The 23,258-nt window shown below is 47.7% G+C and carries 19 protein-coding genes and 1 tRNA gene; 17 read left to right on the top strand and 3 right to left on the bottom strand.

All coding sequences use genetic code 11. The features are described 5' to 3' along the window. Positions 1-2 precede the first annotated feature (2 nt). From ACO6VG_RS02520 to ACO6VG_RS02505, 4 genes are read left to right on the top strand one after another with little or no spacing between them, the layout of a single operon-like run. Positions 3-3,551, top strand: a complete 3,549-nt coding sequence (locus ACO6VG_RS02520) for a hypothetical protein (RefSeq protein ID WP_422472548.1) — start codon at positions 3-5, stop codon at positions 3,549-3,551. Further along, positions 3,551-4,759, top strand: coding sequence for a hypothetical protein (locus ACO6VG_RS02515; protein WP_422472546.1), 1,209 nt, complete (start codon positions 3,551-3,553; stop codon positions 4,757-4,759). The genes ACO6VG_RS02520 and ACO6VG_RS02515 overlap by 1 nt, the downstream gene beginning before the upstream one ends. Next, entirely contained in the window at positions 4,760-6,601 is a 1,842-nt protein-coding gene (locus ACO6VG_RS02510; RefSeq protein WP_422472544.1) for a hypothetical protein, read from the top strand. A gap of 12 nt (positions 6,602-6,613) precedes the next feature. Further along, positions 6,614-6,847 carry a hypothetical protein gene (locus ACO6VG_RS02505; RefSeq protein ID WP_422135477.1) on the top strand — a complete coding sequence of 78 codons (234 nt, stop codon included), beginning with the start codon at positions 6,614-6,616 and terminating at the stop codon, positions 6,845-6,847. 10 nt (positions 6,848-6,857) lie between these two features. On the opposite strand, the gene ACO6VG_RS02500 is transcribed toward ACO6VG_RS02505, so the two are convergent. After that, the gene (locus ACO6VG_RS02500; RefSeq protein WP_422472542.1) at positions 6,858-8,015 is read right to left on the bottom strand and encodes a hypothetical protein; all 1,158 of its coding nucleotides are present in this window, start codon (positions 8,013-8,015) and stop codon (positions 6,858-6,860) included. A gap of 231 nt (positions 8,016-8,246) precedes the next feature. On the opposite strand from ACO6VG_RS02500, the gene ACO6VG_RS02495 reads away from it, so the two are divergent. The 13 genes from ACO6VG_RS02495 to ACO6VG_RS02435 all read left to right on the top strand — a co-directional run bounded on the left by ACO6VG_RS02495 (position 8,247) and on the right by ACO6VG_RS02435 (position 22,194). Next, entirely contained in the window at positions 8,247-10,382 is a 2,136-nt protein-coding gene (locus tag ACO6VG_RS02495; RefSeq protein WP_422135475.1) for a type I secretion system permease/ATPase, read from the top strand. Then, positions 10,382-11,809 carry an HlyD family type I secretion periplasmic adaptor subunit gene (locus ACO6VG_RS02490; RefSeq protein ID WP_422472540.1) on the top strand — a complete coding sequence of 476 codons (1,428 nt, stop codon included), beginning with the start codon at positions 10,382-10,384 and terminating at the stop codon, positions 11,807-11,809. Before ACO6VG_RS02495 ends, ACO6VG_RS02490 begins: the two co-directional genes overlap by 1 nt. 50 nt (positions 11,810-11,859) lie before the next feature. Then, positions 11,860-12,402, top strand: coding sequence for a hypothetical protein (locus ACO6VG_RS02485; protein WP_422472538.1), 543 nt, complete (start codon positions 11,860-11,862; stop codon positions 12,400-12,402). A gap of 524 nt (positions 12,403-12,926) precedes the next feature. After that, on the top strand, positions 12,927-14,165 hold the full coding sequence (locus ACO6VG_RS02480) for a hypothetical protein (RefSeq protein WP_422472536.1): 1,239 nt from the start codon (positions 12,927-12,929) through the stop codon (positions 14,163-14,165). After that, a complete protein-coding gene (locus tag ACO6VG_RS02475; protein WP_422136765.1) occupies positions 14,162-14,992 on the top strand; it encodes a hypothetical protein in 831 nt (276 codons plus the stop codon). The genes ACO6VG_RS02480 and ACO6VG_RS02475 overlap by 4 nt, the downstream gene beginning before the upstream one ends. A 217-nt stretch (positions 14,993-15,209) precedes the next feature. Next, entirely contained in the window at positions 15,210-16,196 is a 987-nt protein-coding gene (locus ACO6VG_RS02470; RefSeq protein ID WP_422135471.1) for a transposase, read from the top strand. Positions 16,197-16,392: 196 nt separating this feature from the next. Continuing rightward, positions 16,393-18,615, top strand: coding sequence for a transglutaminase-like domain-containing protein (locus tag ACO6VG_RS02465; RefSeq protein ID WP_422472534.1), 2,223 nt, complete (start codon positions 16,393-16,395; stop codon positions 18,613-18,615). Between the two features lie 224 nt (positions 18,616-18,839). Next, on the top strand, positions 18,840-19,073 hold the full coding sequence (locus ACO6VG_RS02460) for a hypothetical protein (protein ID WP_422472532.1): 234 nt from the start codon (positions 18,840-18,842) through the stop codon (positions 19,071-19,073). 100 nt (positions 19,074-19,173) lie between these two features. After that, positions 19,174-19,926, top strand: coding sequence for a hypothetical protein (locus ACO6VG_RS02455; RefSeq protein ID WP_422472530.1), 753 nt, complete (start codon positions 19,174-19,176; stop codon positions 19,924-19,926). A gap of 670 nt (positions 19,927-20,596) precedes the next feature. Continuing rightward, positions 20,597-20,673: transfer RNA gene (locus tag ACO6VG_RS02450), tRNA-Arg, on the top strand. A gap of 426 nt (positions 20,674-21,099) precedes the next feature. After that, a complete protein-coding gene (locus ACO6VG_RS02445) occupies positions 21,100-21,426 on the top strand; it encodes a type II toxin-antitoxin system RelE/ParE family toxin (protein WP_422413097.1) in 327 nt (108 codons plus the stop codon). Continuing rightward, on the top strand, positions 21,423-21,746 hold the full coding sequence (locus ACO6VG_RS02440; protein WP_422138999.1) for a helix-turn-helix domain-containing protein: 324 nt from the start codon (positions 21,423-21,425) through the stop codon (positions 21,744-21,746). Before ACO6VG_RS02445 ends, ACO6VG_RS02440 begins: the two co-directional genes overlap by 4 nt. Positions 21,747-21,855: 109 nt before the next feature. Next, positions 21,856-22,194, top strand: a complete 339-nt coding sequence (locus ACO6VG_RS02435; protein WP_422138998.1) for a hypothetical protein — start codon at positions 21,856-21,858, stop codon at positions 22,192-22,194. 172 nt (positions 22,195-22,366) lie between these two features. Here ACO6VG_RS02435 and ACO6VG_RS02430 read toward each other — a convergent pair whose 3' ends face one another. Both ACO6VG_RS02430 and ACO6VG_RS02425 read right to left on the bottom strand, forming a co-directional pair. Then, positions 22,367-22,798 carry a type II toxin-antitoxin system VapC family toxin gene (locus ACO6VG_RS02430; RefSeq protein WP_422138997.1) on the bottom strand — a complete coding sequence of 144 codons (432 nt, stop codon included), beginning with the start codon at positions 22,796-22,798 and terminating at the stop codon, positions 22,367-22,369. After that, entirely contained in the window at positions 22,795-23,034 is a 240-nt protein-coding gene (locus tag ACO6VG_RS02425; RefSeq protein ID WP_422138996.1) for a type II toxin-antitoxin system Phd/YefM family antitoxin, read from the bottom strand. Before ACO6VG_RS02425 ends, ACO6VG_RS02430 begins: the two co-directional genes overlap by 4 nt. Between the last annotated feature and the right edge of the window lie 224 nt (positions 23,035-23,258).

The following is a 23,258-nucleotide window of genomic DNA, read 5'->3' as shown; positions in this document are numbered from 1 at the left end:
TTATGCCCATTAACAACGATGACGTAAAACTCTTTGAAAGCCAGCGTCTCACTGACGAGCAAGACGGAGGCGGGCGGGCCACTGGCACTGTAGTGATCGACGGTAATGTGAATAACCTGTTCCAGGACATCTCCCGGATTGACCGCACCATCGGTGACGTCGCCCTGCGAAAAGCCTACATAGGCATCAGCACCGACAACAACGACGCCTATCTCGGCAGTCATATCATCCTCACCGACGCACCGGATGACGACAATGTCAGTGTGCTGTTGTTCAACACCGACAGCCAGACCGATGAGCGCAATGCCGCCCGTGATAGGATCGAAGCCTATGTGGTGCCGGGCACATCAGCCAGCTTTGAACTGCTGGGTGATCAGCTGGTAGGTCAGCGCAGCATTGTCGGCATTCAGCGAGAAGAAAAAGCCCTGCCGGAAATTGGTGAAGTTTATCGACTGTACAACAGTGACAGTAAAAAAGAGCAGTACGTCCGCATCACCAAAGTGGAACACCGCATCGAAACCTTCACCTATGCCTACAGCGCAGGCAGCTATATCGACTTTGATCGTCGGCGGCTGGATATGGAGATCAGTGTGGCACTGATAGATCGTTTTCCAGGCGGCACTGCCACACCAGCAGGGACCGTTATGCCTGTGGATCGCCAGGGAGCCAGCGAAGCGAAGACCTCAGTTCAGTCGACCCAGATTGCAGACACTTCTCGCTACTACGGCATCCAGCCAACCAAAGCAGCCATTAGCCAGGGCGATCTGACCCTGAAGGTCAACAGCGTTTATTCACCTCTGGTGCCGAGTGCCCGGGTTGAAAGTCCTGTGGTGGATCAGTACGGGGGCTACACCGCCAAAAGGATGGTGGCCACCTCTGCCGCACAACGCAATGTCAGCCTCTCTTTTGTGCATCTTTCTGGCAACCAGAGCCGGGCCTTTCTGCAGACGGGAGCACTGCCAGGAACCGTGACTCTGTCGTTAGAAGGCGGCACCTTTGAAGACGACAAGACCGGCCAGCTGGTACACAAAAGCGGGTCCAATAACTACAGTAACCTGACCATTGACTATGAAAGTGGTGAGCTGAACGTCTGGCGAAACAGCAGTTACTATACCAGTACGGCCACTGCACTATACCAGCCTGCCACTGGCATCACCGGAGCCACCATCAGTGGCACCCTGGACATCACTGCCCAGAACCGTGGCTTTAACTACACCTTCAACTTTGCTGAGGCCAAGCCCAAGCCCGGCACTCTGGTGGTCAGCTATATCTCTCTGGGCAAGTGGCAAGACCTGAGCGATCCGGGCAATGGCCTGCTGGCTGGTTCAGGTTCGGGCACTATGGACTTCAGCACTGGCAGCGTGGCGGTAACTCTCGACGGTTTGCCCGATCCCGACAGCAAGCTGGTGTTCAGTTATATCGCCCAGGCGGATGACGAAATCACTCTGCGAACTGGCTCGGTGGCGGTGGATAAATTTTCGTTTCGGCACACCACTGCGAAGCCAGGTATCAAGCCGGGCAGTGTCGTCATCACCTATCTGGCCAGTGAGCAAACCAAGACCCTGACCGATCAGGGCAACGGCCTGTTGACGGGCGATGGCTCAGGCAGTGTCTACTATGCCCCGGGTGAGCTGGGCTTTGTGTTGAATGCCTTGCCAGACCAGGGCACCGAGATCGAGATTCAGTACGAAGAAGGCGCAGTGGCCGGTGGTATTGTGGATGTGGCAGTAGATGGTTCAGGTTTAATAACCGGCACCATTGCCGGTGCGCCTCTCTTGCCAGGCTCCGTTCAGGTTCAGTTTTCGGTGGATCGACAAAGTAATGTGCCACAGCATGCCAGCAGTCGCAGCAGTGACTACACCACTTACCAGACCACGTCTCAGCGATTTAAAAGTTACACTGACGATGGTAGCGGTAACTGGAGTGATATTGCCGGTACGATTGATTACCAGACCGGTGACTTCACTCTTCAGGCGACAGAGAACTACAGCTACCCAGAATACACACTCAGAAAAGAGGTCTACAAATACCGACTGAGTTACACCAACACCACCAAGACCGAAGTTTTCTCAGGCAGCACAGTGACCAGCAAGGCCCAGAGCAACAGCCTCAGCCATCAGCCGAATACCGATACCCTGAGTACGCCAGAGCTGACCATCGACCTGCTGTCTCTGATTGAAGATCCACTGCTGCCCGGCAGTGTCATTCTGGAATGGAACGGTGAGCTCTACTTTGATCGAGACGGTGTGCTGTACAAAAACGTCAGCAGTCAGACGAATGCCGGAGCATCTGTGGGAACAATAGATTACACCGGAGGCGTGGCGACACTGGCCGTCTATCCCTCGGGTACCGTCAACACGGCAACAGTGCAGGCGGCTGCCACCATCTCCGGTGGCTTTAAAGTCGATGCGGTCGCCTTTAGAACACCAGGTGCACCCATCCGGACCGGAAGCCTTCAGCTCACTGCAGTGCGGGTGGATAATGCCGAGATCATCACCGCCACCGCAGACTTTAACGGCGATATCAACACCTCAGAGGTTCAGGGCTCCATGGATGCCACCACCGGCTGGTGCGAGCTGACCTTCACAAACGGCACCGATCCTATCTATGTCATCCCTCAAAGTGTGCGCTACAACTGCATAGTGGAAACCAGCCTGCCACTGGATGCCGAGCTGATCGGTCTGGACCCGGTACGTCTGCCACCCGATGGCCAGGTGCCGATTTATCGGCCGGGGGATATTGTGGTCATCAGCCACACCCAGAATGCCGATGCAGGCACACCTACAGCGGGCCAGCTGGTCACTCTAAACCGTGATCATCAGGCAGAGATCACTGTGGAGGACAGTCAGGGCCAAGCCCTCGATCCAGCCCAATACACGACGGATCGTGAAGCGGGCACCGTCACCTTTGCTGATCCACTGCTGCTCCAGGATATCGAGAGCAACAGTCTGACAGCGCCGTTTACCATTAAAGACCGGGTCGAGCATATGAGCGTGGCCAGCGACGTGCAAATCAATGGCGAGATCACCATCATCGCTCCGGTCCCCTGGGGCTTACCAGCCAATGAAACCCAAGTCAGCAGCGCCGTGGTTTATGGTGACTTGCAAGCCAGGGTTCACAATTTCTTCAGTCAGAAAGTCTGGGACGGTGGCGATCCCAACTGGACCGATGAGCGCATCGGCGATAACACCACTGCCCAGTACAACACCATTAACTATCCATTGGTGGTGACCAACAAGGGAGCCATCTTCGGCAAGTGGGCGATTATTTTCACGTCCGGCTCCGCCTTCCAGATTGTGGAAGAGAAGCTCGGGATTATTGATACGGCCACGACTGCTACTGATGCTGCACCCATTAATCCGGAAACCGGTACACCCTACTTCACCATCAAAGCTGAGGGTTGGGGAACCGGATGGGCTGTGGGCAATGTTATTCGTTTTGATACAGACGGCTGTCTGGCTCCGGTGTGGATTTGTCGAACTGTGCTGGCTGGACAGGGCACCGAAACCAGTGATCAGTTCACACTGCAGATTCGGGGGGATGCTGACTGATGGCCGGTATATGGTTTTCTGAAGAGAACGTTCAGGGAAGGCTGGAGAGTCCTGCAACAAACGGCTGGAATGACAGTACCGGATTTTATCCAGGCAGAGAAATGTACTTTCATGCACTGATACAAGTCAGTGCCAGTCAAGCAGATCAATACGTCCCGCTTCTCAGAATTTATTCGGACTCGAGTAGTGCAACGGGCACCGGTTACCAGACCCTGATCTGGGTAGACAGTGGATCAGTAAAAGTCACTTGCTATAACAACGGTGGGCTTTCCTATCGAGGGTATTCTGAAGGCAGTGTTCCCTTTGATGAACTCTTTGAAGTGGTTGTGACAGTGAGTCCTTCGCAAAATACCGCATCGAATAGAGTTAGAATTTTTATCAACGGAACTAGCCAAAACATTCTGTCCTTATATGCCAATACCAAAGCTAATACTTTTTCAGCCTACACCAGAGCTATTTTGGGAAATGATGGTGCCCAGTTGGGCAGTGCAAAAGCATTGTTCATAGCAAGTGCAACATTGACCAATGGCTACAACAACTCATCCACACCCGTCACTTCTTCCTCCAGTGATTATGTAACTGTTTGGCATTGGGACTTTGAAGACAGTGGCAACCCACTGAAAATCATCACCAGCCGTAACAATATTGCCTCAGAACTGCAGTGGACTAACACTGACGACACCACTGTCGTTTGGAGCGACACCAACGGTCCACCTTCTTCAGGCAATGGTGGCGGCATCATCATCCCGGGAAACGGCAACACCACCCGCATCCAGGGCACCGTCATGGAAGACGATCTGCCCGTGGCTCGCCGGGTCTTTGCCATCACTCAGGCACAACTGGAAGTCGATGGCAGCCAGGAAACAAAACATGCGGTTCTGAACAGTGTGCTCAGCGACAGCAACAGTGGCAGTTACTCCCTGGACACCAGCCCCTATGAAGGAGCCATGATTGTGGTGGCCATGGATGACTATGGCGAAGTCTGGCTGGCCAACAGCACCTATGATGTGGGCAATGTAATCCGTCCGGCCAGCTTCCAGGGCTACGTTTATATCTGCACTGTGGCTGGTACAGGTGATGGTACCGAACCCACCTGGTGGTTTGACGACAGTGTTCAGGCTATCGGCACAGCTCAGTTCAAAGCCAAGCCCTACACTCGGCCTCTGGCCCATGGCCCGGTGACACCCGAGATCGTACCGGAGAGTTAAGTGGCCTACTTTCCTGAGAAGACTCAAGACTTCAACTTTACCCGGGAGGCTTATCAACCCGCCTCCCCTTTTGAGTTTTATCCACAGCCCACCTATGCCTTTATTCCACCGCCCACTGTCGTCAGTGCCTGCCAGAGCCAGTGGCAGACAGGCAACACCTATCAGGTATCTGCCAGAGGACCGTTTCAGCACTCAATGACGATTCAGGCCAGTGTTCAGCAAAGTAGTCATCAAGGCACCGTTCTGGAAACTCCACAGCTCGGACTGTTCTGGGGCAAGGTGCCTGAATTGGAGGAAGAAGTCAGGATTAGTCACCAGCAAGCCAGTGATCTCCAGAGTCAGCAACAGGCTCTCTGGCAGCAACCGCCTGCCAAAGAACTCAGCATCGATGAGTCCAGGGAGCAGAGTATCCAGCCAAGAGAGCAGCAAAGTTCTGAACAGTGGCAGCAAGGCAGACAGATAGATCGGCAGAATACAGAGCGTTTTGATCGCAGTGATGAGTATGGCGCAGCGCATCAGATCACCGCCAGTGGCTACCAGGTACCAGCACCTGCACTGCTGAACTTTACCTTTGCGGCCAAACGTTACTCAACATTGACCACCCCAGACGTGTATTTCAATCTGGGCGAGAGTGCTCCCAATAGGGCCATTCAACCAAGAGACTCTCTGCAGCAGTCAGCCTTCAGCAGTAACCGCACTCAGGATGAACCCGTCATCATCCCGTGGGGACCCGGCAGAAAAGCCAAAGATGACACAGTCGACAGTGACTATGGCGGTGAGATTGATGTCATCGAAAAGCCACAACCCGAAGAACCAGAGATCAGGGAGACTTATCTGCTTATGAACACCATCAGTGTGGTGACGCTGCCCGACAGGACACCGATCGAGATGAGCAACATGGACATCAGCCTCGACATTGATAGCTTCAGCTGGGCACTCAGTGGTGAGCTTTGGGGAGCCAGCAGTCTGGCATTAGTGGAACCCGATCAGGATGGCCCCAAACAGATCGAAGTCGACATCAATGGCTGGAAGTGGGTCTTTATTGTGGAACGCTACACCGGCTCAAGAGCGTTCGGAAAAGAACAATACTCCATCTACGGAACCAGTCGTACACAATTGCTGGCAGCTCCCTATGCACCAAAGCGCAGCAAGTCCAACAGCAGCAACCTCAATGCAAAACAGGCGATCACTGAAGAGCTGGCCAATACCGGCTTCTCTGCAATCTATCCGGAGCTGGATGATTACAGCACACCCGACTGGATCATCCCTGGCGGCAGCTTCAGCTACCAGAGCGAAACCGCCATGACCGTCATCGCTCGACTGGCCAGCACAGCAGGTGCCGTGATCATTCCTTCCAGGGATGCCGACCAGCTGAACATTAAACCCCGTTATCCGGCCAGTCCCTGGAGCTGGAATACTGCCACCATGGACAAGATAATACCGGCCAGCATGGTCATCAATCTCAGTGCCAGCTGGAGGCCAGAGCCGGAATACAATGCCGTCTATGTGTCAGGCACCCATGCGGGCGTGGCGGTCAATGTAAAACGGCAGGGCACTGGAGGAGATAAACCAGCGCCGGATATTCTGGAAGACTGGCTGACGGAAACACAGGTGAATACTGAGCGAGGCAGAAACGAACTGGCCAAAAGTCGCCTTCAAAGTATCACCACATTGGAGATGCCTCTTACAGAGAGCACAACTGCGCCCGGGCTGATTGAACCGGGTCAGCTGGTAGAGGTTCAGGATATTTCGGGCAACTGGAGAGCTTTATGCCTGTCCGCCAGCATCAGTACCAGACAGGGTAAAGTCAGTCAGAGCATCGAGCTAGAACGTCATTACTGAGCGGAGAACAACATGGCCACCACCAACATCTGGCAGCAGTTCAAATCACTAATCCCGGAAGATGGTAGAACAGTCGCAACCATCATGGCCAAAAACGGCAACGGCATTAGTCAAGTTCGCCTGCGAGATGGCTCTGTAATTTCTGTACAGGGGGAGTCTGTCGGTGTTGGGCAGAAGGCATTTATCCAGGGAGGTGCTATTCAAGGCTCTGCGCCAGAACTGGCGCAGTATGAAGCTGAGGTTTAATGCTGTGTAATCAGATAGATTTAGCAATCAAGTCCGATTTCAGCAACCCACCCTTGGTCAAAAGCCTGGCGGAAAACTTAGGCTTACGTCTGGCTTTGTACGCTTCCAGAATTTTTTTCAGCCCTGCTGATTCCAACAGGGAAATATTCACTTCCGTATCCATCTCGGCGGACTCAATAAAATCCGGCGAGAATCCTGGAGAGACAATCAATACCTGGGATACCCGGTTACCATTGCCTTCACATCGGTTGACGTAAGATTTTACCTGTCTGGATGTTGATGAGTATTTGGCAAAATCACCATTCTTGTAGGATTTAACCTCCCCAATAATTACGTCTTCATCGCCGAGGGAGAGTATGACATCCGGTCGGTCTTTCTTGGTACTGACTTGCTTTCTGAGCTCTTCATCCACTTTCAGTCCAAGCTGCTCAAAGATGGTTTTTGTGATTTCCTCAAACTTCGCACCGATTTCAGCTTCTTTGATGCTGATACCCACTGCCTGGAGCCCCGCTAGATCTCGGGAAGCCAGTAACTCGTAATGCTCCAGCAGCTTGTCGTTAGCACTGGCAAAGCTGTTCAGTATGGCTAGACGCGGATTATTGCGTTTGGGCAGTCCCATGGCATCTCTGATGGCCTTGACCTCATCATTGGTATAAACGTATAGGATGTCCAGAGGTGAAATGCCCAGCGCCCTCAGCCTTTCAGGCTCAAGATCTTCACTTTCTTCAATTTCAAACTCATCACGCAGCCTTTCCAGAACAGGTGGAATGGTATCAGACAGTGAATCGATAAGTTCCTTGAAGCCACTGACACTCAGCAACTCAAACTCAGCTTCAGCGTTACTTTTTATCGATTCCATCAATATGGATACCCTGTTCTCAAGGGTGGTGCCCAGTCGAGAAACGTTCAGACCAAGATCTTCCATCAGCAGTTTGACTCTGTCTTTACGCTGGCCCTGATTGTCTGTTGCTTCAAAAATATCCCGAAGCAGAATATTGGATACTGGAATGCCAGCATGCATAACAAAGGCTATCTTATCGTGACGGCTGACCCCTCTACTTTTTTGGCCATAACGTCGTAGCAGATTGGATAACTCAGGGTCAGTCAGTGATCGAAGAATTCTGAGCATGTATTTGTCGGCCAGCTCTTTATGCTGAAGTTTGTGCAAGATGGACACCACCTCATCAGCGATAAGCACTACTCCTTTGCGTTTATTGATAAACAGCAACCTTGAGCCTGTGAGATGTTGGTTATAGAGGGGCTCTGCGCTATCGCTATTTTAATCCTTCTGTATTACATGTCACTTGACGTATTAATGGCTGATCCGGTAAAACCAGTGCTGCCAAGGTTGGTGAAGAAAAAGAAAAACAGAATAATAGGAAAAACAGGAGCAGTACCGATGGATGGTGTACGCAGTTCGGATTCAGCCGTAACCTGTCTGGTGATGCTGGCCCGTTTTCATGGATTGGCCGCTCAGCCGGAGCAGATCAAACACCAGTTTGGTGATTCCGATCGACCTGTTGAAGGGATAGACCTTTTAAGAGCCGCAAAATTTTTAAAGCTCAAGGCACGTCGTACAGAAGTTCAGTGTGAAAAACTTCAAGATCTGCCTCTACCCGCCATTGCCCGTCACTCTGATGGCCATTACTTTATCATTGCCCGCTTTCATGATGGCAAAGCACTGATCCAGGACCCTTTGAAAGACCGGCCTGAAACGGTATCACTGGATGTACTGGAAACCCTGTTCACTGGTGAACTCTTTCTATTCACCAAGCGATCATTGCTACCAGGGGGAATGGCAAAATTCGACTTCAGCTGGTTTATTCCGGCCATACTCAAGCATAAAAAACTGATTTATGAAGTGCTGCTGGCATCCTTCTTTATTCAGCTCTTTGCCCTGATTACGCCTCTGTTCTTCCAGGTCATTATTGACAAGGTTCTTGTCAATCAGGCACTAACGACACTGGATGTACTGGCTTTTGGTCTGCTCGTGCTGTCAGTCTTTGATATTGTGCTGAATGGACTCAGGAACTACGTGTTCAGCCATACTACCAATCGGGTAGATGTGGTGCTGGGTTCCCGGCTTTTTAATCACCTGCTCCGCTTGCCCGTTGCTTTCTTTCATGCCCGCAGAGTCGGTGACACGGTAGCCCGTGTCCGTGAGCTGGATACAATTCGGGAGTTTATTACCGGTTCTGCGCTGACGCTGTGTATTGATCTGTTGTTTACTATCATTTTCTTTGTAGTAATGTACTTCTACAGCCCGACACTGACCTGGATTGTTCTCGGCTCTATTCCTTTCTATATCATTCTGTCCCTGATAGTAACGCCTGTTCTTCGTGCCCGATTGAATGAAAAGTTCAAGAGAGGCGCAGAAAACCAGTCCTTTCTGGTGGAGTCTGTCACCGGGATGGAAACCATTAAAAGCAGTGCGGTTGAGCCTCAGATGCAACGAGTCTGGGAAGATCAGCTTGCAGCTTATGTCTCTGCCACGTTCCGGGCGATGAACCTGGGTAATATTGCCAGCCAGTTTGCAGGGCTAATCAACAAGGTAGTCACAGTGCTGATTCTCTGGGTTGGCGCCACCCTGGTGATCAATGGTGAGCTATCGGTCGGTATGCTGATTGCCTTCAATATGATTGCAGGCAGAGTCAGTGCACCTATTTTGAAACTGGTTCAACTTTGGCAGGACTTTCAGCAGGCAGGTATTTCCGTTCAGCGGCTGGGCGATGTTCTGAATACACCCACAGAACCGGGACATGACCCAAATCGTACGACACTTCCAACACTGAAGGGTGTTGTCAAGTTTGAACATGTCACGTTCCGCTATCAACCCGATCGTCCTGCTGTCTTGAATGGCATCTCCATCGCCGTCAAACCGGGTGAAGTCATTGGCATTGTCGGTCGCTCCGGTTCAGGAAAAAGCACACTTACCAAACTGGTACAGCGACTTTATGTGCCTGAGTCTGGTCGAGTATTGGTCGATGGCATTGACCTTGCGTTAGTCGAGCCCGCCTGGTTGAGAAGGCAAGTCGGCGTGGTGCTTCAGGAAAACTTTCTGTTTAACCGCTCAGTACGCGACAACATAGCACTGGCTGATCCGGGTGCTTCTATTGAGCGGGTCACTGCTGCCGCCCAGCTGGCAGGTGCCCATGACTTTATTCTTGAATTGCCTGAAGGTTATGACACTCAGGTTGGTGAACAGGGCAGCTCCCTCTCCGGTGGGCAGAAACAGCGTATTGCCATAGCCCGGGCATTACTGACCAATCCGAAAATACTGATATTTGATGAGGCCACCAGTGCGCTGGATTATGAGTCCGAGCATATCATCCAACAGAATATGAAGCGGATCAGCCGGGGTAGGACGGTTTTTATTATTGCCCATCGTCTTTCAACTGTGCGGGATGCTGACCGCATCATTGTCATGGAAAAAGGACGTATCGTGGAAGAAGGCGCTCATGATCAACTGGTTAAGCAAGGCGGACATTACGCCCGACTGAATGCCCATCAACATGGTTTGCGGGAGGCTATCTAATGGTCAGACCAGTTTGGGAAAAAGCGACCAGGTTCCTGTTGTCCAGAACAGAAAAGCAGGAAGCATTGCACAATACACGACGCCAATTTCTACCGGCAGCTCTGGAAGTGGAGGAAACACCGGCGAACCCGACCAGCCGAATAATTGTAAAAACCATCATCCTGTTATTCACAACAGCCATTGTGTGGGCTTGCGTGGGCAGGATTGATATTGTTGCCACGGCACAGGGCAAAATCGTACCGGGCGAGCGCGTAAAAACCATTCAGCCGATGGTGATAGGTGAAGTACAGGCCATTCACGTTCGGGAAGGGGATGAGGTGAAAGCTGGCGATCCACTGGTTTCTCTGGTTGGCATTGTGACCGAGGCAGAACTGGTCAGGCTGAAAAAAGAAATAATCGCTCTTGAGCTGCAATTGGCCAGACAACGGGCGTTTGTTAGTTATCTTGATCAACCAGCCCAAGACCAGCCGGACAGTATCCGGGTACCCCAATATAAGCCAGCTGACCAGTACTCGAGTGGCTCGCCGACACAGGAAACACTGGCTTTTGAAGAACAGTTGCTTGCCCAGCAGATAGAAGACTACTTAACGGCTTCAGACACCCTAAAGAGCCAGCTTAAGATTAAAGTGGCTGAGCAGCGGACTATTGAAGCTATCGTCAGCAAGCTCCAGCGGATTTTACCGATCATTGAAGAGCGAACACTGGCACTGGAGGGGCTCTACAAAAAGAACTTCGGCTCAAGGGTTCAGTATCTCGAACTGGAACAGCAACGCATAGAGCTGGAAGAAGATATCAAGGCACAAAAAGCGTCGGTTCAGCAGCTGGTCGCAGAACAGGAAGAGACTCAAAACCAGCTGCACAGCCTCCATGCCCAGAAACGCCGGGAGAGCCTGGATCAACAGGAGCAGGTTCGTCGCCAGCTGACCAGCCTGAAGCAGGAAAGCATCAAGGCCCAGGAACTGCATGACCAGCAGAAGATTGTTTCGCCCATAGACGGCACAGTGCAGCAACTACAGATCCACACTATTGGCGGTGTCGTCCAGCCTGCACAGGCACTGATGCAGATCGTACCTAAAGAAGCAACCATGGAAGTTGAAGCCTGGGTGCTGAACAAAGATATCGGCTTTGTGCAGGAAGGCCAGCGGGCAGAGGTGAAAATCGACACCTTCAACTTCACCAAATACGGTCTGATTGGGGGTGAGCTGATCAATATCTCCGACGACGCTGTACCCGATGAAAAGCAAGGATTGCGGTACCTGGCCAATGTCCAGATAGAAAAAGACTGGATGCTGGTAGAGAAAAGGAAAGTGAATCTGTCGCCTGGCATGAGTGTAGCTGTGGAAATTAAAACCGGGCAGCGGCGATTGATAGAATACTTTTTGAGTCCGCTTTTGAGGTTTAAGCAGGAGAGCATCAGGGAAAGGTAAAGCCTTTTTCTGGGCAGTCTATTTTATTGATTCAGTTACAGGTAGAGAGAATGAAGAAGAGAAAAGTAAAACAAGAAATGCAAGAACTACTCAACAAAGGTATTGGAAAAAGTGAAATTTACAAAAAATATCAGGATAACGGCCTACCAGAGAAAAAACTGGCCTTAATGGTAACTGCATTGCCTGATCCTTTCTTGTGCCAGAAGTATGAAAAAATGAATAACCTGCTTATTCTTGTAATGTTCGTTCAGGCAAGCATCGCAGCACTGATTGGTTTCGATACGGGGGCCTTGTTAGGAGGGCATAACATTATCCTTTTTGGTCTGATCGGTATTGCTGTGCCTGTACTGTTTATTATTGGTTTCTATCGCTATAGCTTAACAGCCTACAATGCTTTTCTTATCCTTGGCATTATCCAGTTCCCCCGCTTATTCAAAGATATAGGGCAAGTGCCAGTTTTTACCACTTTGGTCGTTGTCTTTTCAATACTGAGCATGGGCTACGTCTGGTTTTTGAAAAGTAGGCTTTATCCAGACAGTGGGCTGTTTGGCGTGAAGAAAAAGGGTAGAGGCTATTTTCAATTAAACCAGTAGTTATAGGTGACTGAATAGCTTATGAAAGTTGTTTTTAAATTACCAAAATCATCGGTAAGTAGAACTTTTTTCTACTCGCTTTTATTGGGGTTTCTTATAATCGCTTTCACTAACTTGGAGAAACTGACAAGGAGTTTAGATGATTTAAAATCAGAAAAGAAATACTGTGGTGTTGTTATTAGCGTTTATTTGAGTCAGGGTCGAAGGAGTTCTGCTTCCTGGATTTTAAAGATCAAAAGTGATCGGGTAATCAAAACTTTTAACTTATCCGGTGTGCACTTTAATGGAATAGACATAAATAGACGCTTAGAGAGAGGTGACTCTGTTTGTGTTAGCTATCTTGAGCCAAATTTTCCAAGGCTAAGTTTATTTATAACTCAAATAGAGAATAATAAAGACAAATTGCTAGAACTACATAAGGTAAAAAATAGTTTCACAAAGGTTAGCAACAAAGTCTGGTGCTTTGCCTTTATCCTGTTTTTTTTATCCTTATGTTTTAGCATCAGGATTAAAAGGGATTAATAATGTCAGCGATGACAAATGCTGAAGCTGCAATAAGCATTTTAAGCGGCCTTAATGCTAAAGTTGCCATAGCCAATGCTACCAAAGGTTACGCAGAGAGTGCTGGTGACGATTTTTCAGTTAAAGAATACAAAAGTGCAGTGGACTTATACTCAGCTATGAGTGCATTGAAAGAATTATCTGTAGCCAAATCACTTCCGGGTGTAAATTTGCTACAGCTATCATCTCTTTTGGCTGAAATGTCAAAAGACATTGAAAATGGGAAAATAAGTGATAATGTTATCCAAGACACTCTTGGCTTAGTCGTTACTGTTTTAGCAGTTAGTTCAACTGGGCCTATAGCTATAGCCGCTGCTGTGACAGGCGTGGCATTGGGTGCCTATTCACTGGTTAGGTCTGAAGGCACTACACACATTGCAGACACTATTTCAAATGCTTTGGATGATGCATTCAACTCTGAAATAACCGTTGACCCATCAAGTCAAACAACATCACCCAACGACCCAGCTCTTATTATTTCAAACGACCCTAACATTACAATAACCGATGAGCCATTACAGTCGACAGATATTAACCTCAGTTTTGAAACTGACAACGCCACCGGCTTGAAAGTTATCACCATAACTGATGAGAATGGCAAGGCATCTATTGTCACTGTTCAACCGAAAGAACCTCTGGATACCAGTGAGCCACTGAGCTTGAATGATCAGTTTGGCACTGCTGAGACCAGTGAATCAATCATCGGATTTCATAAAAATAATCAGTATATTTCAAAAGTTATTGAAACCGAGGGACGAACGCTTGTTGAGTTTGTCAATCCAGATACTGGCGAAACCTACTACGTTAATACCAAGACTGACGAGATTACTCAGGGTGCCTTGAGTAATATTAATGAATACACTGGCCCTGTAGACAACTCCCTCCTCGACATCGACACCCACACCACCCAGGGTACTTCCGAAAACTCGCATTTCGATCCAGAGCAGTCATCCAGCCTGATTGGTGAGGGGTATCTGGAATACGACAGTAACTGGTATGCGCTCTCTACCGACAGCATTGTCAACGACAACGGCATTCACAACACCCTGATTGGCGATATCATCGGTAACGGATTACGGCCCGGTAACCATAACCTCAATCTGGAGTTCGACTATGGTCTGGGTTCTGTCTCCTCCCTCCACCAGGCTGTTGCCAGCAGCTATCCGGGTAGAGAACAACGAACAATGGAGCGATTGTCGTGATGAACCTCTTTTACTCCACGTTGGGATACGGGTACCTCCTGAAAAAACTGAAATCAGCGGTTAGCCTGGTTTTCTTATTGCCAGTCACCCTCTGGGCAGAACACAAACAATCTGACAACTTTCGGATCACCCGAGACCGCTCTAATTTTGTAGAGGGCATTGAAGGGAACGTCTGCAAAGCTTTTCTGGAGGTTATCAATCGTATTCCAGAAGAAAAGCTGTTGCCTTGTCACACCCCGGATTTCAGTGATAGCCCCTTTAATCTGGTGCCTTTTACGCCGCTGGACAGTAAACGACAGATTGAATACGGAAAGATTCTCTATCACCGGGATAATGGCACAGAAGCTTACCGGAATGCCTGGCCGGAGAAAGAAAAAGAGTATGAGACAGGCTACAGCAAACTCTCTGAGGCTTTTCTAGACTTGGATGGGGATGGGGTTAAAGAGCATGTAATTGAAGAACGAGTTCCAACCAAGCTTTGTATACCTTCAATAAAAGGAGAAGCGCTATCGACTAAGGAGAAGTGGGATGACTTAAGTAACGATCAAAGATATAGGGCTGCACAAAAGTACGGCTTCAGCAAACATTATGTTGTGTTCACAGCGGATAGAAAACGTGAATGGATGGCTTTGGTTGAGAATATTGTCCAGTATGAACAGCGTTTTTTTTCAATAGCAACAATATTCACTCTAGATCGAAAAAATAAGATAGGAAACTGGAGAGATAGGGAATGGGTTGAGCTAGATAGAATACAAAAAAACAGAAAAAAAGCTCGCTTCGAAGCATGGCCTTCATGCAAATATTGGCTTAATGAAAATGTAAAATGATAAAAGGATTTTATGATGAGTCTGTTCGAAGAAATAAAAAGATTGGAAGATGCAAAATTGAACGTTTATGCTGATTCCAAGGGCATTCCCACGATTGGGGTTGGTTATAATCTACAAAAGAATAATAGAAATAATAGGACACCCTTATATTTGACAAAAAAACCAGTTCGTCTATTTTTTTTCCTGTCGCTGATATTTAGTTCCGGCAGGAGAGGTTATGACCCGTGCACGAAGTTCTTTGATCGACCCAGGTTCCACGCCTTATTATCACTGTATAGCTCGATGTGTGCGCAGAGCGTATTTGTGTGGAGAGGATTATTTAACGGGCAAAAACTACGAGCACCGTCGGCAGTGGGTTGTAGATAAGCTCAGGGAACTGGTTTCAATCTTTTCTATAGAAGTCTGCGCCTATGCTGTTATGTCGAATCACTACCATGTGGTTTTGCATATCAATCAGAAACCTGCCAGAGAGTGGACACGAGATGAAATTTTGAGTCGATGGACAAGACTTTTCTCAGGGCCGCTTCTGGTTCAGAGGTATCTTGCTGCTGACCAGCTGAGTCATTCGGAACTGGCTCGCGTGGACGAATTTGTTGAAGAGTATCGAAATCGTTTAACGAATATCAGCTGGTTCATGCGTTGCCTGAACGAATATCTTGCTCGTGAGGCTAACCAGGAAGATGGCTGCAAAGGTCGCTTCTGGGAAGGGCGGTTTAAAAGTCAGGCGCTGTTGGATGAGGCTGCGTTGTTGACCTGCATGGCCTACGTTGACCTGAATCCGCTCCGTGCCGAAATGGCGAAAACTCCAGAAAAATCAGACTACACGTCGATCCAAGAACGAATAGAAAATTTGTCAGGTTCTGATACCCGAAAGCAGCCAATCACCCTTATGCCTTTTCGATCACAGGGGCAAAATCCGGATAAGGCATTGCCTTATATTCTTCACGATTACCTTGAGCTGGTTGATTGGAGTGGACGTGCAGTCCGATCCGATAAGAAAGGTTCAATCCCTTCAGATATCCCACCCATTCTGACCCGACTGGAAATTGATTCAAATGAATGGCTCAAAACCATGAAATGGAATAATCGCTTTTATCGGGCAGTGGGCAGGCTGGAAGCGATGAAAACCTTTGCTCGGGAAATGGGGCAGCAATGGGTACAGGGGTTGTTTACATGTAGTCGTTTATTTCGCTGTGTAAGTTGATTGCCTGATTTTTCCATTGTTATTTGTTGCTCCTGTCATCTGGGGAGCTTTGCTATTTCTGACTTTTCCCCTTTTTGAGCGATTCGCTGTTGTTTGTTATGACAAACGATTAATATCCTCATTTGAGTGGCTGTCAGGGCTTACTGGACTGCTGGGCTCGCGGCTTTTGGGCCGTACTTATTAGGGTTTATTTTATATGGGTGTCCTGTTTTTTGGTTTTTTGGACCTGAACAATAATCCGACAGAAATCTATGCCTGGGTGCACAACAATATCCGGTTTATTCCCAGTTACGGGTCTATTCAGGGTGGAGCCATGACCCTGGAAACCCGTCGGGGCAATGCGACCGATATTGCCAGTTTGCTGATTGGCTTGCTGCGTACCGCTAAAATCCCCGCACGCTATGCCTACGGCACTATTGAAGTGCCTGCCGATAAAGTCATGAACTGGGTAGGTGGAGTCGAAGTGCCTGCCGCAGCCCAGAACCTTATGGGGCAGGGCGGCATTCCCAATACAGGCCTGTTGCGCGGTGGCAAGGTCACCGACATTCGTATGGAGCACACCTGGGTAGAAGCCTGGGTCGATTTTGAACCCAGCCGGGGTGTCAAGAATCGTCAGGGCGATAACTGGATTCCCATGGATGCCAGTTTCAAACAGTATGAATTCACCCAAGGCATGGATCTACAGGAACAGGTCCCCTTTGATGCCCAGGCTCTGGTGGATGAGATTCAAGCCAATTCAACTATTAATGAGGAGCAGGGGTTTGTTCAGAACCTGCCCCAGGCGGCCATAGAACAGCAGTTGCAGGACTATCAGCAAAAGCTGCAGGACTACATTACCAACCAGAATCCTGATGCCACCGTGGGCGAAGTGTTGGGCCTACAGGACGTCAAGGTAAAACCACCGGCTCCTTTAGCAGCTGGCCTGCCCTATAAAGTGCTGGTCACCAGCGAACGTTTTGCAGAAGTACCGGAAAAGCTACGCCATAAATTCAAGTATCAGCTCCAGACCCAGCTCTATGGCAACCCGGACGTCAGTCTGTTTAACTTTGAACAGCCTACCGTCAAACTGGCCGGTAAAAAACTGGCCCTGTCCTTCCGACCCAGTACCGAAGAAGACGAAGCCATTATCGAGAAATATCTTCCCAAGCCAAACGACGATGGCAGCCCGATAGATCCATCACAACTACCAGATACCCTTCCCGGCTACCTGATCAATATGACGGCTGAGTTCACCCTGGACGGTGAGGTGGAACTCACTGCCGGGGCAGGGAAAATGGGTACAGAGTTATACAGTACACTGGGTCTGTATTCACCGACTCATGGCTGGACGACAGCAAATAACAAACCGGTAGCGGGTGAGTATCGGGCTATTGGGTTGGATTTGCAGGGGGTGTCCGCAGAGCAGGCAACTGATTTACAGAAAAAAGTGGAAGAAACAAAATCCAGAGTAGATGCATCGGATCTCACAGGAATGACCAAGCACGATCTGGTAGGGGATATTGTGTTCTCGACGATATTCAGCTACTTCGGTTTGAACGATATTCAGGATCAAATATCGGCGCAATCCAGCGATATGGTTCAATACCGTGCCCCCAGTTTTGGTCTGTTTATGACCAGCGTCACACCTTTATACTGGTTTGGCATGCCCAGGGATGTGAAAATGGGTGGACTGGTTATGGATGTGGATAACTATATGACCATGGCTGTTCATAAACAAAATGATAAAAAACTCTGGGCAGACTACAACCAAAGAACAGGCACTAACAGCTCAGCGATGGAACATCTGGTGCCTGAGCAGATATTTTCAACGGAAGACTCTCCGGCAGAAGGTGTGAGTGCTGTAAAAGCTCTAACTCTGGCGGTGGCTGAAGGGCAGAAAGTATTTACTATCACTCGGGATAATCTTGATCAGGCACTTGCCAGCATAACCTTGGCGACTGAAGTTGAACAGGAAATCCGGCAGGGTGTTCTGGCTGGAAAAACGGTTACAGCCCACGAGCGTAATATTACCTTGAATGGTTGGAATGGTGCAGGCTACCTGATTATTGACCCTGAAACGGGAGCCGGTGCTTATAAGATCAGTGGTGGGGCTAATGGTGGATTTATAAGCGATGATGCAGCTGGTATTCTGACATTTATTGGTTTGGCATTTGGTATTATTGGCAGTGTTTTCTTTTCTGCCATTCTACTTCCGATTTCTGCAATTATTTCGCTCTTGTTGGCAACCGATCTATTGCTTGACTTTAATTCTTTATCACATAAGTGCGAAGGACTAGATGTGATTCTTGCACTAGCTATTGCAACTGCTTTTCTTTCTCTTTTTGTGGCAACGGGGTTAATGTTGATTCTTTCTTACATATCATTTTTGTCGGGAGGTATTCTTATTCCAGTGGCTAGCAATAGTATTTGTAGGAGTTAAAAATGTCAGAACTAATAGTCTATGTCATAGATTTTGGTATTTTATTGTATTCTTTAACTCTTGTTTATGGCCTTTGTAAGAAACGAGTTTATATGACATCTCGATGGTTTTATTACGAAGAGAATAAATGTAAGTATTGGTGGGCTGTTTTTTGCTATATATCAATGCTAGGTATTCTTGTTTTTGCTCGATTGTCACTTTTTTCTTAAATTCGAGATTCAAAAATGAGTAATGAATTATTCAGGCCTAAAAGGTTTTTAATTCAAACTGGCTTTCTCCTTTATACCGGAGCGCTTTATGTATTGGGAATATCTTGGCCAATCATAATAGGGGCTATCTGTGGAACCTTACTGATTATTATTAGCTTTGAGTTGAAAAAACCGGTAAGCCGATTTGGTGTTGCATGGGTTGCAATTAGCTTTGTACTTGCTTTTGCTGAGTGGTGGTTACGAAGCTAGGGTACTCGGGGACTAATATTATTATACCGTGCCCCAGTTTTGGTCTGTTTATGACCAGCGTCACACCTTCTACTGGTTTGGCATGCCCAGGGATGTGAAAATGGGTGGACTGGTTATGGATGTGGATAACTATATGACCATGGCTGTTCATAAACAAAATGATAAAAAACTCTGGGCAGACTACAACCAAAGAACAGGCACTAACAGCTCAGCGATGGAACATCTGGTGCCTGAGCAGATATTTTCAACGGAAGACTCTCCGGCAGAAGGTGTGAGTGCTGTAAAAGCTCTAACTCTGGCGGTGGCTGAAGGGCAGAAAGTATTTACCATCACTCGGGAGAATCTTGATCAGGCACTTGCCAGCATTACTCTGTCTACTGAAGTTGAGCAAGAAATCCGGCAGGGTGTTCTGGCTGGTAAGACCGTAACTGCCCATGAGCGTAATATTACCTTGAATGGTTGGAATGGTGCAGGCTACCTGATTATTGATCCTGAAACGGGAGCTGGTGCTTATAAGATCAGTGGTGGGGCTAATGGTGGTTTCCTCAGTGATGATGCTCTCGATATTCTTGGGTATATTGGTTTTGTTTTTGGGGTAATTGGTAAAGGTCTTATTGGAGTACTTTCAGTAGGCATAGCCGCATTTTTGAACGTAAAGACTGTTCTTGATTATTTGGCGATTGATCATAAATGTAATGGGCTTGGAGCCCTTATAGCTTTATCCGTATTTGTGAGTTTGCTTGGGATATTTTTCTTAGCTGGTCCCTTGATAGGTATTGTCCTTATGTATGCAGGGCTTTTAGCTTCGAAAGCCGCTGTGGTTATAGCTGAAAGTAAAATTTGTAAAGGATAATATGTTATGAGCAAGTCACAGCTGGCTTATTTCTTGTTGATAATATTTGATGTTGCCATTGTTCTTTATTTTAGTATGGTTATCTATGCCTTAATCAAAGGGAGGGTCTATGCATTTGGGGAATGGTTTTATAAAGAAAATAGGTCGATGTTTTATCAATATGTCGTAGGCTATATCCTCTTAGGTATATTTTCGTTGTATATAAGGTATGTGGTATTTCCTGATGAAATTTATAAGTACCTGTAGAGATGCTAGCTGAGTGAAAGAATGGACCCAGTTCTACTCGTAATAGATATAGGCATACTGCTTTATGGTGTCATGCTGGCTTGGGGGATATGGACGAAAAGGGTATATGCTCTAAGGAAGTGGTATGATTACTATGATAACAAGAAAAAATATTTTGAAATACTTATAGGGTATCTGATTATGCTATGTACTTTGTTTGCGGTTAGATGGATTATAGTTGATCGATTGTATAGCTAAAGTTACCTGTATTTTTCTGGGGTCGGCAGAATTTTTTAATGAGGATCAAGCCCGAGTCTAAATAGTGAACCTTCTACCCATAAGGGAGAGAGCATTAGTTCTCTCCCTTATGGGTAGAAGGTTCGTTTTTATCAGAAAAATTTGCTGAAGGTTCCCCACCCACCGCCAGTGAACAATTTAGTATTACGCGCTCGTAGCTCAGCTGGATAGAGTACCTGGCTACGAACCAGGCGGTCGTAGGTTCGAATCCTACCGAGCGCGCCATCTTCAGGAAGCCCTATTTTTATAGGGCTTTTTGTCGTTATGGGGGGTGGTTTTTTCTGGCTCTCTGTCTGTTTTATAGTCTTCCGGTGTCTTATAACTGAGTACTTGGAAAATTCTTAAAAAAGCCGATTTTTGGCCATTTTTGGGCCGTTTTTTCTCTCTCCTCTCTAAATAACGTACTTCGGCTACTTTGAAGTACGTTACTTGATTTCCTCTTTATAATCAGTGATTTGCAGGTGTTTTTTAGTTTCTGGGACGGGTGTTGGGTTTGCACTTTTATAGCGGTGTGGGCGGGGTGTTGTCGGCGAACTTTTTGATTATTTTTTACTGCTTTTTTTCTCCACAGAGGAACTGTATTTGTTCTAAAGTGTACAATATTTTATACAGAGTGCTAAGCTGTTGGATAACGAAAAGCAGATTTTCTGGATGGGTAGCTCCCTGGAAGACCTGCTTGAATTCCTGGGTATGGCCAAGCGAGAAGCGGGTTATCAATTAAGCCGGGTACAGCATGATCTCGACCCTGAACACTGGAAGGATTTCAAGACAGTGGGAGCGGGTGTCAGGGAAATTATCATCTCGGAAGAAGGTGGTGCTTTTCGAGTGATGTATTTGGCCAAGTTTGAGGAAGCTGTATACGTGCTTCACAGTTTTCAAAAGAAAACCCAACAAACCAGTAAGCACGACAAGCAAGTAGCAGCTCGCCGTTACAAGCAGGTTCTGGCAGAACGGAGCAAAAGGAGGAAGGACGGATGAGTATTAAGAACATCGGACATACGACACCAACAGGTGGCAACGTTTTTGCCGACCTGGGCTTTTCCCCTGAAGAAGCAAAGAAACTGAAAGAGGAAGCTGAGGGTAAAATTAAAGCGGATCTCAAGATTCAACTGATGGTAGAAATTACAAAGGCCATCAGAGATCGCCAGCTGAAGCAGGAAGAAGCTGCACGGTTGTTGAATGTGAGCAGACCCAGAGTCTCTGATGTGATGACAGGGAAGGCCAGCAAGTTCACCATTGATGCATTGGTGGACATGCTACAAAAACTGGGTCTTTCAGTGACACTCAAAGTCGCTTGAGGCAGGGAGGGAGTAAATCAATCTTCCGATACCCCCAAAGCCTTCTTCTGCTCAGACCAGAGCAAGGGGAAAGGGCTTCATTTTCTATAGAAGTCTGCGCCTATGCTGTATGCCTTTTCGATCACAGGGGCAAAATCCGGCTAAGGCGTTGCCTCATATACTTTACGATTATCTTGAGCTGGTTGACTGGAGTGGGCTTGCAGTCCGATCCGATAAGAAAAGTTCAATCCGATCAGATATCCCACCCATTCTGAGCCGACTGGAAATTGATTCAAATGAATGGCTCAAAACCATGAGATGGAATAACCGCTTCTATCGGGCAGTGGGCAGGCTAGAAGTCATGAAAACTTTTGCTCGGGAAATGGGGCAGCAATGGGTACAGGGGTTGTTTACCTGTAGTCGTTTATTTTCATGGCGTAAGCTGATTGTCCGACTTTTCCGTTGTTAGTTTGTTGCTCCTGTCATCTGGGGAACTCTGCTATTTCTGATTTTTCCCCTTTTTAAGTGATTCGCTTGTTGTTTGTTATGGTAAACGATTAATATCCTCATTTGAGAGGCTGTCAGGGCTTAATGGACTGCTGGGCTCGCGGCTTTTGGGTTGTTGCGGAACATAATCAGCCTTAACCTTCGAGATATAGCTTCACATTTGCTTTTTTTGCAGCTTTCGCCAGTGCATCATCCAGAGTAGCAAGTGGCAGTCCTTCACGAATAGCCAATTCTAAATAGGCTGCATCATAACTACTGAGATTGTAATTTCTGGCAAGCCCCAGTGTTCGACTAAACGCCTGATTAGACGTTAATGGATCGGCGAAAATAGGCAGATTTTCCAGTTGAGCAAGAAAACCTTCAGACAGGGCAATGTCTATATCACCTCTGCGCTCTGACCGAGACACTACATTACACACTTCCAGATGCCAGAGATTTGGGACAATTGCATCAACCGAAGCCAGTGCTGCCATAACATCTTCGGCATACTGCTGATCAGAAGTATCTTCTGTTTTCAATAGCCAGCGCATTGTTACAGAATTGTCCAACACGAAGTCTGTCTTCATCTGCGACCTTCTTCACGAAGAGCTTTCAAATCTACATCAGATATTGTTGGCTTCTTCATCTTTAGTAGATTATTGATGGCTGCTTGAGCCTTCAAACGACTTTTTGCTCGACTGGGGATGAGGTCAGCAATCGGTTTGCCACGGTTTGTTATAGTAAAAGCTTCTCCAGCCTCAACACGGCGAAGAATTTCTGGGAGTTTGGTTTTGGCATCATAAGAGCCAATTTCTTCAAGCATTTGAGTAGCCTCTTTTTTTTGGTTTATATAGACCAGTATACTAGTCTATTAATGTTATGCAATAAAGAAAAAAGAACACCCTTATATTTGACAAATAAGCCAGCTTGCCCAGTTTTTCCCTGTCGCTGATATTTAGTTCCGGCAGGAGAGGTTATTCCTGTGCACGAAGTTCTTTGATCGACCCAGGTTCCACGCCTTATTATCACTGTACAGCTTGATGCGTG

Origin of the sequence: Endozoicomonas sp. ALB032 (assembly GCF_049310125.1) — a bacterium.
Classification (GTDB): Bacteria; Pseudomonadota; Gammaproteobacteria; order Pseudomonadales; family Endozoicomonadaceae; genus Endozoicomonas_A.
Note: the sequence above shows the minus strand (reverse complement) of the source record. Positions and strands in the feature narration are given on the sequence as shown.